16 protein-coding genes are annotated in these 14,203 nt (G+C 65.1%); 9 read left to right on the top strand and 7 right to left on the bottom strand.

The window, feature by feature from the left end; translation table 11 throughout:
• Positions 1 to 145: 145 nt before the first annotated feature.
• Positions 146 to 1,456, bottom strand: coding sequence for a sorbosone dehydrogenase family protein (locus I6F36_RS15265; RefSeq protein ID WP_225171846.1), 1,311 nt, complete (start codon positions 1,454 to 1,456; stop codon positions 146 to 148).
• A gap of 263 nt (positions 1,457 to 1,719) precedes the next feature.
• Here I6F36_RS15265 and I6F36_RS15260 point away from each other — a divergent pair, with 263 nt between their 5' ends.
• The 3 genes from I6F36_RS15260 to I6F36_RS15250 all read left to right on the top strand — a co-directional run bounded on the left by I6F36_RS15260 (position 1,720) and on the right by I6F36_RS15250 (position 4,263).
• Positions 1,720 to 2,910 carry a urate hydroxylase PuuD gene (locus I6F36_RS15260; protein ID WP_036026042.1) on the top strand — a complete coding sequence of 397 codons (1,191 nt, stop codon included), beginning with the start codon at positions 1,720 to 1,722 and terminating at the stop codon, positions 2,908 to 2,910.
• Between the two features lie 143 nt (positions 2,911 to 3,053).
• On the top strand, positions 3,054 to 3,911 hold the full coding sequence (locus I6F36_RS15255; protein ID WP_225127495.1) for a VOC family protein: 858 nt from the start codon (positions 3,054 to 3,056) through the stop codon (positions 3,909 to 3,911).
• A 76-nt stretch (positions 3,912 to 3,987) separates the two neighbouring features.
• Complete coding sequence (locus I6F36_RS15250; protein WP_036004252.1) at positions 3,988 to 4,263, top strand: hypothetical protein; 276 nt, start codon at positions 3,988 to 3,990, stop codon at positions 4,261 to 4,263.
• Here the strand turns inward: I6F36_RS15250 and I6F36_RS15245 are convergent.
• Positions 4,260 to 5,291, bottom strand: coding sequence for a L,D-transpeptidase family protein (locus I6F36_RS15245; protein WP_225171845.1), 1,032 nt, complete (start codon positions 5,289 to 5,291; stop codon positions 4,260 to 4,262). The two genes, I6F36_RS15250 and I6F36_RS15245, sit on opposite strands and share 4 nt — an antisense overlap.
• Before the next feature lie 184 nt (positions 5,292 to 5,475).
• On the opposite strand from I6F36_RS15245, the gene I6F36_RS15240 reads away from it, so the two are divergent.
• A complete protein-coding gene (locus I6F36_RS15240) occupies positions 5,476 to 6,438 on the top strand; it encodes a lytic transglycosylase domain-containing protein (RefSeq protein WP_074447519.1) in 963 nt (320 codons plus the stop codon).
• 43 nt (positions 6,439 to 6,481) lie between these two features.
• On the opposite strand, the gene I6F36_RS39850 is transcribed toward I6F36_RS15240, so the two are convergent.
• Positions 6,482 to 6,712: a DUF1236 domain-containing protein gene (locus I6F36_RS39850; RefSeq protein ID WP_346656658.1), complete on the bottom strand. Its 231-nt coding sequence runs from the start codon at positions 6,710 to 6,712 to the stop codon at positions 6,482 to 6,484.
• The gene (locus tag I6F36_RS15235; protein WP_346656657.1) at positions 6,648 to 7,544 is read right to left on the bottom strand and encodes a DUF1236 domain-containing protein; all 897 of its coding nucleotides are present in this window, start codon (positions 7,542 to 7,544) and stop codon (positions 6,648 to 6,650) included. The genes I6F36_RS39850 and I6F36_RS15235 overlap by 65 nt, the downstream gene beginning before the upstream one ends.
• Positions 7,545 to 7,650: 106 nt before the next feature.
• On the opposite strand from I6F36_RS15235, the gene I6F36_RS15230 reads away from it, so the two are divergent.
• Positions 7,651 to 8,109 carry an NUDIX domain-containing protein gene (locus I6F36_RS15230; protein ID WP_225171694.1) on the top strand — a complete coding sequence of 153 codons (459 nt, stop codon included), beginning with the start codon at positions 7,651 to 7,653 and terminating at the stop codon, positions 8,107 to 8,109.
• Positions 8,110 to 8,120: 11 nt separating this feature from the next.
• On the opposite strand, the gene I6F36_RS15225 is transcribed toward I6F36_RS15230, so the two are convergent.
• On the bottom strand, positions 8,121 to 9,104 hold the full coding sequence (locus I6F36_RS15225; RefSeq protein ID WP_225112708.1) for a tripartite tricarboxylate transporter substrate binding protein: 984 nt from the start codon (positions 9,102 to 9,104) through the stop codon (positions 8,121 to 8,123).
• Positions 9,105 to 9,533: 429 nt separating this feature from the next.
• On the opposite strand from I6F36_RS15225, the gene I6F36_RS15220 reads away from it, so the two are divergent.
• Together I6F36_RS15220 and I6F36_RS39685 are read left to right on the top strand one after the other, a co-directional pair.
• Positions 9,534 to 10,169 (top strand): hypothetical protein, encoded by a 636-nt coding sequence (locus I6F36_RS15220; RefSeq protein WP_225171693.1) that lies wholly within the window; start codon positions 9,534 to 9,536, stop codon positions 10,167 to 10,169.
• Entirely contained in the window at positions 10,136 to 10,435 is a 300-nt protein-coding gene (locus I6F36_RS39685; protein WP_346656656.1) for an HGGxSTG domain-containing protein, read from the top strand. The genes I6F36_RS15220 and I6F36_RS39685 overlap by 34 nt, the downstream gene beginning before the upstream one ends.
• 115 nt (positions 10,436 to 10,550) lie before the next feature.
• Here I6F36_RS39685 and I6F36_RS15215 read toward each other — a convergent pair whose 3' ends face one another.
• Together I6F36_RS15215 and I6F36_RS15210 are read right to left on the bottom strand one after the other, a co-directional pair.
• Positions 10,551 to 10,733 (bottom strand): hypothetical protein, encoded by a 183-nt coding sequence (locus tag I6F36_RS15215; protein ID WP_225171692.1) that lies wholly within the window; start codon positions 10,731 to 10,733, stop codon positions 10,551 to 10,553.
• 171 nt (positions 10,734 to 10,904) lie between these two features.
• Complete coding sequence (locus tag I6F36_RS15210) at positions 10,905 to 11,129, bottom strand: DUF3606 domain-containing protein (RefSeq protein ID WP_025034715.1); 225 nt, start codon at positions 11,127 to 11,129, stop codon at positions 10,905 to 10,907.
• Positions 11,130 to 11,473: 344 nt separating this feature from the next.
• Here I6F36_RS15210 and I6F36_RS15205 point away from each other — a divergent pair, with 344 nt between their 5' ends.
• Positions 11,474 to 12,715 carry an MFS transporter gene (locus tag I6F36_RS15205; protein ID WP_225171691.1) on the top strand — a complete coding sequence of 414 codons (1,242 nt, stop codon included), beginning with the start codon at positions 11,474 to 11,476 and terminating at the stop codon, positions 12,713 to 12,715.
• 67 nt (positions 12,716 to 12,782) lie between these two features.
• Positions 12,783 to 13,976, top strand: coding sequence for a M20/M25/M40 family metallo-hydrolase (locus I6F36_RS15200; protein ID WP_225171690.1), 1,194 nt, complete (start codon positions 12,783 to 12,785; stop codon positions 13,974 to 13,976).
• Positions 13,977 to 14,203 lie beyond the last annotated feature (227 nt).

Raw genomic sequence — 14,203 nt, 5'->3', positions numbered from 1 at the left:
CCTTCTCCCCTTGTGGGAGTAGGTGGCGCAAAGCGCCGGATGAGGGGTTCTCTCTACACCTGAGACTGCTCGTGACGATAGATACCCCTCACCCGGCTTCGCGTTCGCGAAGCCACCCTCTCCCACAAGGGGAGAGGGTGCAGCGTCACCGCGGCGCGCTTGTCACCCGCCAGATCGTGCCGTTGCCATCTTCCGAGATCAGCAGCGATCCATCCTTCGCCACCGCCACTCCCACCGGCCTGCCCCACACTTCCGTATCGTTCACGACGAACCCCGTCACGAAATCCTCGTACTCGCCGGTCGGCTTGCCGTCCTTCATGCGGATGCGGATCACCTTGTAGCCGGTGCGTTTCGACCTATTCCAGGAGCCGTGCTGGGCGGCGAAGGCGTCGCCCTGGTATTCGGGCGGAAACTGCGCGCCCTGGTAGAAGGTCATGCCGAGTGAGGCCGAGTGCGGCTGGATCAGCACATCGGGCACCGTCACCTTGTCCTTGAGATCCGGCCGCGCGCCGGCATGGCGCGGGTCTTCATTGCCACTGATATAGAACCACGGCCAGCCGTAGAACGCGCCTTCCTTCACGCTCGTGACGTAATCGGGCACGAGGTCGTCGCCGAGACCGTCGCGCTCATTGGTCGAGCACCAGGGCAGACCGGTCTGCGGCTGGATCGCGAGGCCGACGCAGTTGCGGATACCGGTGGCATGGATCTTTCGCTCCCTGCCGTCAGGGTTGAAGGCCAGCACCGCGCCGCGCTCGAGCTCGCTGGCCCATGTGGCGCCGAGCGGCTGCGTCTTCGCCCACGCCTCCATCCCGCCGGGCGGCGTGCCCATGCCTTCGGCGACGTTGCTGAGCGAACCCACCGACACCAGCATACGCTTGTTGTCGGGCGTGAAGACGATATCGCGGGTGGAATGGCCCCCATCCGGCAGGCTTGCGACAACCGTCTCCGCTTTGCCGCGCGCCTTGAGATCGCCGGCCTTGTAGGGAAAGCGAACGACGCTGTCGGTGTTGGCGACATAGACCCATTGCGGATTGTCGCCGTTCGGAAAGAAAGCGATGCCGAACGGCTGCCGCAGGCCGCTGGCGAAGATCTCGTTGGTCGCGACCTTGCCGCCCTCGCCCGCGCGCAGCACCCGAACGGTGCCGGCGCGTGTTTCCGCGACGAACACATCGCCATTCGGCGCCGCGCGGATGATGCGCGGCGCACGCAGGCCTTCGGCGAACAGCTCGATCTTGAAGCCGGCCGGCACCTGGAGCTGGGCTTCCGGCGGACGCGGCACCACGCGCGACGAGCTCGCAACCGATCGCGTGGCGCCGGGCCTGACCAGATCCTGCGGCCGGATCAGCCTGACCGTGCCGGGCTTGTCGGCGCGCCAATCGCCATAGGCATCCTTGCCCTGCAACACGGGCTCGGCGTGTGCGCCGGCCGCAGCAGCAGCCAGCAGCGCTGCGAGCATCGCCACGAACCTTATCCTGTCGTTCAATTCGTCGTCCTCCGCCTTGGGCGTGTCGTGCGTCAACGCCGATCACCCGCAAAAGGTGTCTCGGCGAGTTTGGCGCCTGCCGAATCCCACGTCAGTTCATGCCCGCACGATGTGCATCAGCCGCAGTCCATCATACTGGAAAATGCGGTTGAACGGTGCGACACATTGTGAGGGCGGCGATCGCCGGTTACGGTCATGGAGGCTGCGGCATCCAGATCGCGCCGGATGAGGAGATCATGTGGGGATCCGTCATATCAGAATGGGCGAGCCTGCTGCTGCGCTGGCTGCACGTGGTGGCCGCAATCGCCTGGATCGGCAGTTCCTTCTATTTCATCGCCCTCGATCTCAGCCTGAAGCCGAAGGCCGACCTGCCGGGCGGCGTGCAGGGCGAGGCCTGGCAGGTCCATGGCGGCGGCTTCTACCGGATCATGAAATACCTGGTCGCGCCCAGCCAGATGCCGGACGAGCTGACCTGGTTCAAATGGGAGGCCTACACCACCTGGCTGTCCGGCTTCGCGCTGATGGTGGTGGTGTATTATCTCGAGGCCGACCTGTTCCTGGTCGACAAGTCGATCCTCGACCTCACATCATTCCAGGCCGGACTGTTCAGCTTCTGCAGCCTGGCGCTGGCGTGGCTGCTCTATGAGGCCGCCTGCCGCACCGGGCTCGCCCAGCGCGAACTGCCCTTCGCCATCGGCGGCTATCTGTTCCTGGTCGCACTCACTTACGCCTTCACCCATGTGCTGAGCGGACGCGGCGCCTTCAACCAGATCGGCGCGATCATCGGCACCATCATGGTCGCCAACGTCTTCACGCTGATCATTCCGAACCAGAAGAAGATCGTGGCCAGCCTGATCGCCGGACAGGCGCCTGACCCCAAGCTCGGCAAGGCCAGCAAGGAACGCTCGGTCCACAACAATTACCTGACGCTTCCCGTCGTCGTGCTGATGATCAGCAACCACTATCCCCTGCTCTACGCCACGCGCTTCAACTGGATCATCGTCGCGATCGTCCTGGCGCTCGGGCCGGTGATCCGCCACTTCTTCAACGAGCGTCATGCCGGGCGCCAATCGCCCTGGTGGGTGTGGGGCGTGGCCGCGGCCGGCGTGATTGCGATTCTCCTCCTCTCCGCCGCCGGACCGCGCGAGGTGAAGACGGGCGCATTGTCGGCGCCGGTCACGGCCGCCAATGTCGAGGAGATCGTGATGTCCCGCTGCAGCATGTGCCACGCGGCCGAGCCGGTCTGGGCCGGCATCGTCACCGCACCGAAGGGCATTGTGCTCGACACGCCCGAGCACATCCATCGCAACATTCGCCTGATCGGGCGGGTTGCAGCCTGGTCCAATTCCATGCCGCCCGGCAACATCACCGAGATGACCGGCGAGGAGCGCGCCGTCCTCGCGGCTTACCTCGAGCAGGCGCGCTGAAGCGCGTCGGAGGATGCATCGCGCGGAATGAAATTCCGCATCTCTCGCCGAATTGAAAATGACTTGACGGCCCATCCGGCGTAGACATGGCCGACAGCCGCCGGCGCGGCGCAAAATCAGCTTGCAATCGGGGAATAGCAACAGTGGCCCTCAAGAACGTCATCGGTATCGACCACGCCGTCGTCATGGTGAAGGACCTCGACAAGGCCGCCGAGAATTATCGGCAACTCGGCTTCACGGTCTCGCCGCGCGGCACCCACAGCGCGCATATGGGCACCGGCAATTACACCATCATGTTCGACCCCGATTACATGGAGCTGCTCGGCGTGCTCGTGGCAACCGAGCACAATGCGCCGGCCCGCGCCTTCGTCGAGCGCCATGGCGAGGGCATCGAGCGCATCGCTTTCACCGCAGTCGATAGCACCGCCGGCGCCGAGGAGATCCGTGCACGGGGCCTGGAGCCGATCGGCCCGACCGATTTCGAACGCCCCGTCACGCTGCCAGACGGCACGATCTCGGCGGCGAAATTCCGCACCTTCATGTGGCCGACGGCTGAAGCGCCGGGCGGCGTGCGCATCTTCGCCTGCCAGCACAAGACCCGCGAGACTGTGTGGATCCCCGAGCTGATGACCCACGCCAATGCGGCCAAGCGGATCAAGCAGACGCTGATCGCAACGCCGGAGCCCGCCAAGGAGGCCGCGCATCTCGCCCGCCTGATCGACCGCGAGGCGAAGACCGACGCGGACGGCGCCGTCATCGTGCCCTCCGGCGGCGATCGCGCCGACTTCGTCTACCTGACGCTGGACCAACTCGCCAAGCGCTATCCCGGCGTGTCGCTGAATGGCCTCTCAGAGCGCGGTGGCGCCGCGCTGGTGCTGGTCAGCGGCGATCTCGCGGCGACCGAGAAGGCGCTGGGGCCAGCCGCGGTGCGGAGCGGAGCTGCGATCTGCGTGCCGCCGGCCAAGGCCAACGGCACCCTGCTCGCCTTCATTGCCGGCTGATTTGAGCCAATTCTTTAACGGGCGTTTACCCGGCGGCTGTAGACTTCCCGGCCATCAAGCCACCGGGGCCAAACGCATGTTCAAAGAGGGATCGCCGATCGCCTATGACGCGCCGGCCGAGCTGAAGAAATGGCCGTCGCTGAAGGGCGAGCGGCAGAAGGATCGCGGGCCGCCCTATCTCGTCTACAACGGCACGCTCGCCGAATGCGTCCGCGAGCTCATGGGCAAGCCGATCAAGGGCATCTCGCTCTACGACATCATGACGACGCCGCAGGCCGCCTTCGATCAAAACGTGCTGTCGCCCGGCGACGCCGCGGAGATCGCGATGCGGAAGGATTTTCCGAAGGACTAGTTCGCGGCACGCTTCGCAGCGGGCGTGCCCTGCCGCTTCGATGAGGATTCCGTCGGCGCATCGAGGAAGACGACGGGCATGCCGCGCTTCACGTTCTCGCCGAGCACACGCGCGTCCCAATTGGTGAGCCGAACGCAGCCGTGCGACGCCGACTTGCTGACCTTGTCGGGCTCTGCCGTTCCGTGGATGCCGTAGCCCTGCGCCGACAGGCCGATCCAGTATGCGCCCACCGGATTGTTCGGACCCGGCTTGATATCGAACGGTCTCTTGGACTTGACGCTCTTGAACTTGTAGTCGGGATTGTAGCGGTAGGTCGGCAGCTCGTGGCTGGCGGTGACCTTCAGCGTTCCCGTTGGCGTCGGGCGATCCGGACTGCCGACTGACGCCGGATAGAACGCCAGCAGAGCGCCGCTTGCGTCGAACGCTTTCAAGGTCCCGTTGGTCTTATCGACTTCGAGCCGGGCAATGCGCGGCAGCTCGCGCCGCGCCGGAACATTGGCAACCACGATCGTCTCTCCGGCCTTGTCGAACGCCTTGCCCGGATTGAGCGCCTTGAGCAGATCCGCGCTCATGTGGAATTTCTCGGCAAGTCCTTCGAGCGGGCTGGTGTAGCTCAGCGCGTCCAGCGACTTCATGTCATCGAGCTTGGCCGGCAGCTTCCTTAAGAACGGTCCCTTCACGTCGGCGTCGGTGATCTTGTAGTCGACGAGGATCGGGCCCTCGCTCGCTGCGGTCAGCTTGTCCCAGAGCTCCGGCGCCACAACCTTGTCGGATGCGATGCCGTTCTGCTCCGCGAACGCCTTGAGCGCCTTCTGCGCGTTCTCGCCGAGCTTGCCGTCAATCTCGCCGGGCGAATAATGCGCGCGATCGAGCAGCACCTGAAGCTTCACCACGGCTGCATTCAGCTTGTCGGTGGCCGGTGGCTTCGCAGGACGCGCAGCGTCATTCACCGCAGCAGGCTCGAGATTGCCTGCGAGCGCCGGAGCGACGAGCCACAGCGACATCACCGCGCCTAGTATCCATCGCATCGTCATCGCGCATCCCACTCGCAAACGGCCCGCAAAAACCGCGGATGGTTTCGCTTCGGGAACACCGTAGTAACACCGAAGGAACCGACGAGATCGCAGCTTTGCCGCAATCGGACGGTTAAGAACTTCCTATCGCCGGCGCATCGCTGGCCGTTCATCCCACAGTTCGAGGTTCTCCCAGCAAATGCGATTTGTCGTCGCGGCTTGCGCCGCGTTTCTGCTTCTGATGTGCGATCTCGATCCGTCGGCATCCCGCCAAGCATCACGTTTCGACACCACTGTTCTCAAGAACAATCATGCCTCGTCACTTGTTCCGGTGGTCGAGCTCTTCGTCGCCAGCGTGCAAGCGATCGAGCTTGCCAACGCGCACGCGGCTTACGAGCAGGTGATCGAGCCACCGCGCGCGGTCGAGCCGTTGGTGCAGGCGGAGCCCTCGCCAACCGAACGATTTTGTCACGCGCTGCGCGAGGCCGCCGAATCCAGCGGCATTCCGGTGCCGTTCTTCGCGCGCCTGATCTGGCAGGAGAGCCGCTTCAAGTCCAACGAGGTCAGCCATGCTGGCGCGCAGGGCGTCGCGCAGTTCATGCCGGGGACGGCCGCCGAGGTCGGGCTCGACGATCCCTTCGATCCGATGAAGGCGCTGCCGGCGTCGGCAAAATTCCTGCGCAAGCTGCGCGACGATTTCGGCAATCTCGGCCTTGCTGCCGCGGCCTACAATGCCGGTCCCGGCCGCATCCAGAAATGGCTTGCCAGGCAGAGCGAGCTGCCGCGCGAAACGCGTGACTATGTCCGGATCATCACCGGCACCAAGGCCGAAGACTGGACCGAACGGTCGGAGGCACTCGCGATCCGCATCGACCTGCCGCGCGAAGCGCCATGCGAAGGCATCGGCAGTCTTTCGAAGGCCAAGGACGTCGCCTGGGTTCCGGTGAACCTGACGCCTTCGGTTGCGAACATCATTCGCAAGGCGGAGCAAGTCGCGGCACGCGTGACGACGAAGGGCGCCCGCAAGCGGCTCGCCACACTGTTGCGGAAGAATGTCACGGCTCCCGGCAAGGCCCGCAGCATGATCGCGGCACGCGCGGCCGGAAAGAGCGCGAAGGCTCGCGCCGTTCGTCTCGCATCGCGCGAACGGACGTCAGGCTAACGATCGGAGCCGCTCGCTTGCGGCGGCTCCGACCTAAATCGACCTAGTCGATCTCCTCGATCACCCGCCGCTCGCGCGGCTCGATGACATAGGTCCGGGTGTCGCGGTGGATGTAGCGATATTCACGCAAGCCCGGCGCATCGCGATAGACCGTGGTCGGGAATTCCTCGACCTCGACGCTCTCGGGAAGACGGTCACCGACGCGGATCTCACTGCGCGCCGTGCTGCCGGTGGTCCGCACTTCCTTGCGCCCCTCGGTACGGGTTTTCGTCATGCTTGCGGATCACCTCGCGATCGCGATCCGAGAACTTGCTGGCGCTGCGCTCGCGCGTGGTCGTTGTCGCCGTGGACTGGCCTGAGTATGGCAGCACCGTCACGATCTTGTAGGTCGCCGGATCGACCACGACGATCTGATCTTTCACCAGCGCAAAGCTGTAGCCGCGATATTGCGGCACGATCTCGACGACGTCGGGCGGCAGCGTCGAGAGGTGCACGTCGCGCGGCACCACCGTGCCGACGTTCAGCGCGAAATTGACGTTGGTCAGCGGCCGCACGTTGAGGTGCGAGATCGACGCGCTGATCTTGGTCTCCTGCTGCTTGTTGAGGTTGACGTCGGCCTGGGCGGCCGCCTGGTTGCTCGTCGGCGCAGTCGGTGCCTGCTGGGCCTGGTTGGTTCCAGATGCGGCCGGTGCCTGCTGGGCTTGATTGCTGGCCGGCGGCGGATTGGACCGGTCCTGCGCCTGGTTGGTGTTCGCAGCTGGCGGGTTGGCACTCTGCTGCGTTGCAGGCTGGTTACCGGCTGCATTGGAATTCGCCGTCCCGCTCTGCGACTGCGCAGTCGAGCCCGTATCGGCGGTGCCGGAGCCGGACGATGGTGGATTGGCCTGCGTGGTCTGGGCCGGCGTTCCCGACGACGGGGATTGCTGCGGTTGCGATGTGGTCTGCTGCTTGTCGGTCGCGCTCGACGGCGAGGTCGTGGATGGCGCGGTGGAGTTCGACTGGGACTGCGGCGTCTGCTGAGACGGCGGATTCGTGCTGGGCGATTGCGCAAACGCGGCGCTCGCCAGCACCACCCCCAATGCGGTGGTTGCCAACAGGCGGATCATGGTTCACTCCCTTTCATCAAATGAACATTGGCTACTAACCTGCGCTAGGACGCGCAGTTCCACTTTTTCCCGAGGGAAGGCCGCGGCTCTTTTTGCGGAACCTGCAATGCCATCGAAGAGTGCCGGGATCATCGCTTATCGCAAGCGTGGGAACATCGAGGTGCTCCTGGTCCATCCCGGAGGGCCGTTCTGGCGCAACAAGGATCTCGGCGCATGGTCGATCCCGAAAGGCGAGTACGCGGACGGAGATGACGCAGAGGCCGCTGCGCGACGGGAGTTCGCCGAGGAGCTGGGACAGGAGCTTTCCATGCCGTTCACCCCGCTCGGCCAGGTCAGGCAGCGCGGGGGCAAGCTCGTCACCGCCTTCGCGGCCGAGCTCGATCTCGACGTGCGCAGCATTCGCAGCAACACGTTCGAGATGGAATGGCCGCCGCGCAGCGGCAAGCGGCAGGCCTTTCCGGAAGTCGACCGCGCCGAATGGTTCACGCTCGACGCGGCGCAGGAGAAGATCAATGCAGGACAGCGTCCGCTGCTCGACCGGCTTAAGCTGCTGATCGGCAGATAGCGCGTCGCGCCCTATTCCGCCTTGATGTTCGCGGCCGCGACCACCTCTGCGAGCTCCTTGGTCTCCTTGGCGATCTTCGCGGCGTAGTCGGCCGGGCTGAGCACGCTGACGACGCCTTGCGCGCCGAGCTTCTCCTCGGCCGAGGGATCCTTGGCGGCGGCAACGATCTCCCGATGCAGGGTTTCCAGGATCGGCGCGGGCGTTGCCTTCGGCATGAAGAAGCCGACCCAGAACGAGATGTCGAATCCGGGATAGCCGGCTTCCGCCACGGTCGGCACGTCGGGCAGCGCCGGCAGCCGCTCGGCCGAGGACACCGCCAGCGCGCGCAGCTTGCCGGCCTTGACCAGCGGCACGGCGGAGAGCGGATCGAACACTGCCAGCACCTCCTGCGCGAGAATGCCGACCTCGGCGGCCGAGCCGCCGCGATAGGGCACATGGATCAGCTTGATGCCGGCCTTCTGGCTGAGCAGCTCCATGGCGAGATGGGCGAGATTGCCGTTGCCGCCGGAGCCGTAGGCGAGCGCGCCGGGCGCGGCCTTCGCCGCAGCGACGAGATCGGCCACCGACTTGACGTTCGCCGTCTTGGGATTCTCGGGATTGACGACGAGGACGAGCGGCGCCGAGACCACCGTGGTGAGCGACGCAAAGTCGACTTGCGGATCGTAGCGGATGTCCTTGAACAGCGTCTTGTTCAGCGTGATCGTCGACGAGTTGCACGCGAGCATGGTGTAGCCGTCCGCCTCGGCGCGCGCGACGGCTTCGGCCGCGATCATGCCGTTGGCGCCGGCGCGGTTCTCGACCACGAAGGGCTGGCCGAGCTTGTTGCTCAAGCGGTCGCCAATGATGCGCGCGACGACGTCGACCGGGCCGCCCGCACTGAAGCCGACCATGATCTTGACCGGCCGCGACGGATATTTCTGCGCGAGAGCCTCTGTCGCCGGCGCCAAGGCGCATAGAGCTGCGATGACTGCCAGCAGGCGGGCGGTTCGTTGCATTCGTTCTCTCCCAGACCTCTTGGCGTCGCTTGTGCATGCTTGTTGGTGCGACGCCGTAGAAGTCATGAATAGCGGCCGTGCCGGATTTCGCAATCGCGTTTGAGCGCCGGCATTCCGCCGCACGGCACGTGCGTGCCGCTTCCAATACAAAAGTGCGAAAACAACCCCATGCACAGTAGACCGCCCCTTTCAGAACAAAGGCTTGCGCAGGGCCGAGGAAATTTTTCGGATTTACGAAATAAATTCTGTCGCGTCGGGCAAAACAGTGCCATAATGCCATCATCGCAACAGTCGCGAGCGTCACGGCCCGCCGGTCCGGACCCGTGCCGACGCGGTTGCGTCTAAACCCTTCATCGACATTCCGAAATCCGCATTCGCGCGCAGCGGCGAACGGCCGTTCGCGCTTGCGCGCTCAAAGGACACATGCCCATGACGACAGCTCTCGAACGCCACATCCCCTCGCCGCTCGCGGCATCCGATCGCAGCGTCCCCGCCGCGACCCCGCGCGTAAAACTCTACAAGCGGCGCATTGCGATCCGCCATCCCGACCCGCACACCGGCGAGCGGCTGCTGGCCGAGGCGCTCGGCGCCGCCGACCGCGACGCGATGCACGGCATATTGAGGCAATTGGTCAAGGCCAGTGTGGTCGGGCAGAAGCCGGATGAGGCCAATCTCGCCTTCATGATCTCGACGATCAGGAGCATCGCGCCGAAGGATTCCGTCGAGGCCATGCTGGTGTCGCAGATGGTGTCGGTGCACATGGCGGCGATGCGCTGTGCCTGCCGTCTCGCCTGCACCGACGATCTGACGCAGCAGGAGGGCATCGCCCGCGCCTTGACCCGGCTCTCCCGCACCTTCGCCGCCCAGGTCGAAGCGCTGAACCGCCACCGCAACAGCGACGAGCGCGCGATCACGGTGCAGAATTTGTCGGTGCAGGACGGCGGACGGGCGATCGTGGGCAACGTCACGCAGCATGCTCATCTGATCGGTGCCGATCCGGACACCGCGTCGGGCGCAGCCGGCGAACGCGAATGGGCCGACGCAACGCAGGGCGCCAGCGCATGAGCGGCGGTCACGTCCGCAACACGCGCGCGATGGTGACGAGCCCGCGCTGTGGGGCGCGGACACGCGACGGCAGCGCCTGCCGCGCGCCGGCGATGCACGGCAAGCGCCGCTGCCGCATGCATGGCGGCGCGCCGAGATCGGGCGCTCCGAAGGGCAACCGCAATGCATATCGCCATGGAATGTGCACACCGGATGGTCGCGCCGAGCGACACCAGGTGAAGGCCTTGTTGGAGGACGCTTGGAAGCTTCTGAACGAGTTGAGATAGATTGCGGCCCGGGTAGCGGCGCGAATGACGCCATTCCGGCGCGAGACATGACTTCAAGAAAACGAAGATTCTGATGGAGCCTTAAGTCAGAAAGCTCGGTGACGCAGCCATACAGCTAGGGCCGTGTATTCGCCGGATCCACAGGGACAATTTGCAGCCCAGCTGCGTTCAGCGCTTCAGTGATTTGCTTGGCCAGCAGCTTGGCTTCTTCAGTTCCGATTTGAGCGTCGGGAGCGTCCTTGAAGAACGCGCAAGCCGTCGTCGCGATGATGGTATGGACCTGGTGCGGATCAACCATTTGGTGCACGCGAGATTACTTCACCGGGCTTGGTGGTGCGTCAGGCTGCAGGGCCGCCGCGCTCACCGCAAGCCAAAGAACGAAAGAATGGCCGCGATCACAACGACGAGTCCTATGAGGTAGATCAGACCGTTCATCGCAATTCTCCCTTTTCGACGTGATGGCTTTGATTCATTCGACGGCCGTCGCCGCGTCCCTGGCATTGCACTGCCGAGCAGCCAGCTTTTCGAGCTCCACTTCCTTCTCGATGGCCGCCAGAGAGTTGCCGATCTTGTCGACGATCCTGACCAGATCGGCATTGGAGATGCGAAGCCGCCTGCGGACCGACTTGACCTGCTCAGCGTTCGCAAGATCGAGCGTCGTGCGAATGGGCCGTGGCGGTCTCGAGGACAGCATGATCAGGTCTCCCTAACCTAGGTAAGAGAGACGATGTCTCCTTTGTTCCTACGTTCGCCAACGGAAGCTCCCAAGAGCGAAGATGATGCAACCGTCGCGCGCACCGCGGAGACGCCCACAACACTTTATCCCCGCGGCGCAACGCCATGACTCCCTACCAGGCTGCGTGCCGTCTCAAAGGTGGTGCGTTGCAATGCGGCTAACCTCTCGGCAATGGCATTGCTCGAGAGGTCGAGTACCAGCCCGAGGTCACATTCCGGCATGAGGGGGGCGCGCTGCCGCCATTGGCACCCGCCCCCTCAATCCTGTAACCCACCCTAAAACCTTCTCGGGACGGGACGCTCATGACCAATGCCGACGACGACGCGGGCACCGCCACCCGCGCGCTGATCTTCGCGCTGGTCGCGCTCGCCTGCGGCCACATGCTGTCGACCCTGCTGCGCACCATTCCGGCGGTGAGCCTCGACCTGATGGCGGCGGATTTCCACATCGAGCCGCAGGCGCTGGCGAGCCTCACGTCGGTCTACCACTTTGCCTTTGCAGCCTCGCAGATCCCGGTCGGCGCGGCGATGGACCGGTTCGGCGTGCGGCCGGTGTCGCTCGCCCTGCTGGCGGGAACCGTGTTCGGCGCGATGGCCTCGGGGTTTGCGACGGGGCCCGAGAGCTTCGCCGTCGGGCAACTGCTGCTCGGCGTCGCCACCTCGGGCATGCTGATGTGCCCGATGACGCTCGCAGCCAAGCAATTGTCGGCGGCGCGATTCGGATTGTGGTCGGGCGCCATCCTCTCGATCGGCAATATCGGCATGCTGCTGTCGGCGAGCCCGCTCGCTTTCGTGATCGATACTTACGGCTGGCGCGCCGGGTTCTGGATCTCCGCAATCGGCGGCATCCTCGTCGCGCTGGCGGTGTTCGTACTGGTGCCGCACCAGCCGGCCGAGCACAAGGACGAGTCCTCGCCGCTGTCGCAGATGATCGATGTGGTCAGGCTCGGCCTGTCACGGCCGCTGCGCGGCGTGATCGCGCTGGCGATGGTGTCGCTGGCGAGCACGCTGGTGCTGCGCGGCCTGTGGGGAGGACCCTGGCTGATGGAGATCAAGGGCCTGACGCGGATCGAGGCCGGCAACCAGCTCGGCGCGTTCACGCTGGCGATGATCGCAGGCCCGCTGCTCGTCGGCATGATCGACCGCAGGCTCGGCCGCCGCCGCGAGCTGGTCGCCGGCACGCATGCGATCGCGGCGCTACTGCTCGCGCTGATGGCGCTGGGAGCGCCGCACTTTGCCGTTGCATGGCTGTTCGGCGTGAACGTCATGCCGCCCTTCTACGATCTGGCATTGTTCGTGCTCATCGGGCTCTTCACCTCGGCGCAGCCGCTGCTGTTCGGCATGTCCAGGCAACTCGTCGATGCGCAGGTCGCCGGCAAGGCGCTTGCGGCCGTCAATCTCGCCTTCTTTCTCGGCACTGCGCTGATGCAATCCGTCACCGGCGCGGTGGCCGCACTCGCGGGGCTGCCGGCGGTGCTGCTGTTCATGGCGGCGGCACTGGCGGTCGGCGTGCTGATTTTCTTGATCTACACGCAGCGCGTCTGAGCCCCTTGCGAAATGCGGAAGCGCAGGAGATGCTGCGCCGCCATCCGCATCAAGGGAATTCGAGTCCATGCCTGTCGACACCAAAGCCGCCACCGATCGTCTCATGCGCTTCCTCACTGTCGAGGGCGTCACCGGGCAGGAGGCGGCGATCGGGCGGGAGCTCACGGCTGCGCTGAAGGAGAGCGGTGTGCCGGCGAAGGCGATCCGGCTCGATGACGCCAACACGCGCATTCCGGTGCCGACCGAGACCGGCAACCTCATCGTCGACCTGCCCGGCCGCGGCGCGCTGCACAACCATCCACGCATCATGTTCATGACCCACATGGACACGGTGCCGCTGTGCGCCGGTGCCAAGCCAAAGTTGACGGGGCGCAAGATCGTCAACGACGCCAAGACCGCGCTCGGCGGCGACAATCGCTGCGGCTGCGGCGTGCTGGTGACGCTGGCCGCCGAGCTCCAAAAGCAGAAGCTCGATCATCCGCCGATCACGCTGTTGTTCTGCGTGCGCGAGGAGAGCGGGCTCTATGGCGCGCGGCACGTCAAGCTCGACGAGCTCGGCAAGCCCGTGATGGCGTTCAACTATGACGGCGGCTCGGCCTCCAACGTCGTGATCGGGGCCGTCGGCGCCGACCGTTGGACCGTCGAGATCTTCGGCCGCGCCTCGCATGCCGGCGTCGCACCCGAGCGCGGCATCTCCTCGACCATGATCATGGCGCTGGCGCTTGCGGACGTGAAGGCCGGCGGCTGGTTCGGCAAGGTCGTGAAGGGCAAGAGGCAAGGCACCAGCAATGTCGGCCCGGTCACCGGCGGCGAAGGCCGCCCCGCGGGCGATGCCACCAATGTCGTCACCGACTACGTGCACGTGCGCGGCGAGAGCCGCAGCCACGACGGAAAATTCTTCAAGGAGATCACCAAGGCCTACAAGGCCGCGTTCGAGAAGGCGGCCAAGAAGGTGACGAACGCGCAAGGCAAGTCCGGCAAGGTCAAGTTCAAGGCCGAGACCGACTATTATCCGTTCCGCATGAAGGAGAACCTGCCGGTGGTCAAACGCGCGATCGAGGCGGTGTCTGCGGTGGGGGGAAGCCCGAACGTGCGCGCCGCCAATGGCGGCCTGGATGCCAACTGGATGGTCCGCCACGGCGTTCCGACCGTCACCTTCGGTGCCGGCCAGAACGAGGCACACACGGTCGACGAATGGATCAATCTCGACGAATACGACCGCGCCTGCGCGCTGGCGGTGCAGCTCGCGACGATGCGGTGAGATGGCAAACGGCACGTCATAGCGCTTTAACACGGCTCTGATCTAACGGGTCGATCGCGGTTTCCGTGAAGTCCGCACCTGTCCCGTGCTGCCATCGATGGCGAGCAGCGTCACGCGGTTCCTCGGCCGCAATCAAACCGAGTCAGGAGCAAACCTCCGCCATCAACTCCAAGTAGATTCAGATCCAAGCGTGACCGCAGTGCGTCTCGCCGAGACCTCCGCTGTTT

This window comes from Bradyrhizobium sp. BRP19 (genome assembly GCF_020194195.1).
Taxonomy (GTDB): Bacteria; Pseudomonadota; Alphaproteobacteria; order Rhizobiales; family Xanthobacteraceae; genus Bradyrhizobium; species Bradyrhizobium yuanmingense.
The sequence above is the reverse complement of the archived record's forward strand: the minus strand, read 5'-3'. Positions and strand labels throughout refer to the sequence as shown.

Excerpts from the sequence above, each read along its gene's own strand:
- I6F36_RS39850 (WP_346656658.1), bottom strand. The coding sequence starts at position 6,712 with ATGACGAAAACCCGTACCGAGGGGCGCAAGGAAGTGCGGACCACCGGC.
- I6F36_RS15205 (WP_225171691.1), top strand. The coding sequence starts at position 11,474 with ATGACCAATGCCGACGACGACGCGGGCACCGCCACCCGCGCGCTGATC.
- I6F36_RS15225 (WP_225112708.1), bottom strand. The coding sequence starts at position 9,104 with ATGCAACGAACCGCCCGCCTGCTGGCAGTCATCGCAGCTCTATGCGCC.
- I6F36_RS15200 (WP_225171690.1), top strand. The coding sequence starts at position 12,783 with ATGCCTGTCGACACCAAAGCCGCCACCGATCGTCTCATGCGCTTCCTC.
- I6F36_RS15230 (WP_225171694.1), top strand. The coding sequence starts at position 7,651 with ATGCCATCGAAGAGTGCCGGGATCATCGCTTATCGCAAGCGTGGGAAC.
- I6F36_RS39685 (WP_346656656.1), top strand. The coding sequence starts at position 10,136 with ATGGGCCGACGCAACGCAGGGCGCCAGCGCATGAGCGGCGGTCACGTC.
- I6F36_RS15220 (WP_225171693.1), top strand. The coding sequence starts at position 9,534 with ATGACGACAGCTCTCGAACGCCACATCCCCTCGCCGCTCGCGGCATCC.
- I6F36_RS15235 (WP_346656657.1), bottom strand. The coding sequence starts at position 7,544 with ATGATCCGCCTGTTGGCAACCACCGCATTGGGGGTGGTGCTGGCGAGC.
- I6F36_RS15215 (WP_225171692.1), bottom strand. The coding sequence starts at position 10,733 with ATGGTTGATCCGCACCAGGTCCATACCATCATCGCGACGACGGCTTGC.
- I6F36_RS15240 (WP_074447519.1), top strand. The coding sequence starts at position 5,476 with ATGCGATTTGTCGTCGCGGCTTGCGCCGCGTTTCTGCTTCTGATGTGC.
- I6F36_RS15265 (WP_225171846.1), bottom strand. The coding sequence starts at position 1,456 with ATGCTCGCAGCGCTGCTGGCTGCTGCTGCGGCCGGCGCACACGCCGAG.
- I6F36_RS15210 (WP_025034715.1), bottom strand. The coding sequence starts at position 11,129 with ATGCTGTCCTCGAGACCGCCACGGCCCATTCGCACGACGCTCGATCTT.
- I6F36_RS15245 (WP_225171845.1), bottom strand. The coding sequence starts at position 5,291 with ATGCGATGGATACTAGGCGCGGTGATGTCGCTGTGGCTCGTCGCTCCG.
- I6F36_RS15250 (WP_036004252.1), top strand. The coding sequence starts at position 3,988 with ATGTTCAAAGAGGGATCGCCGATCGCCTATGACGCGCCGGCCGAGCTG.
- I6F36_RS15260 (WP_036026042.1), top strand. The coding sequence starts at position 1,720 with ATGTGGGGATCCGTCATATCAGAATGGGCGAGCCTGCTGCTGCGCTGG.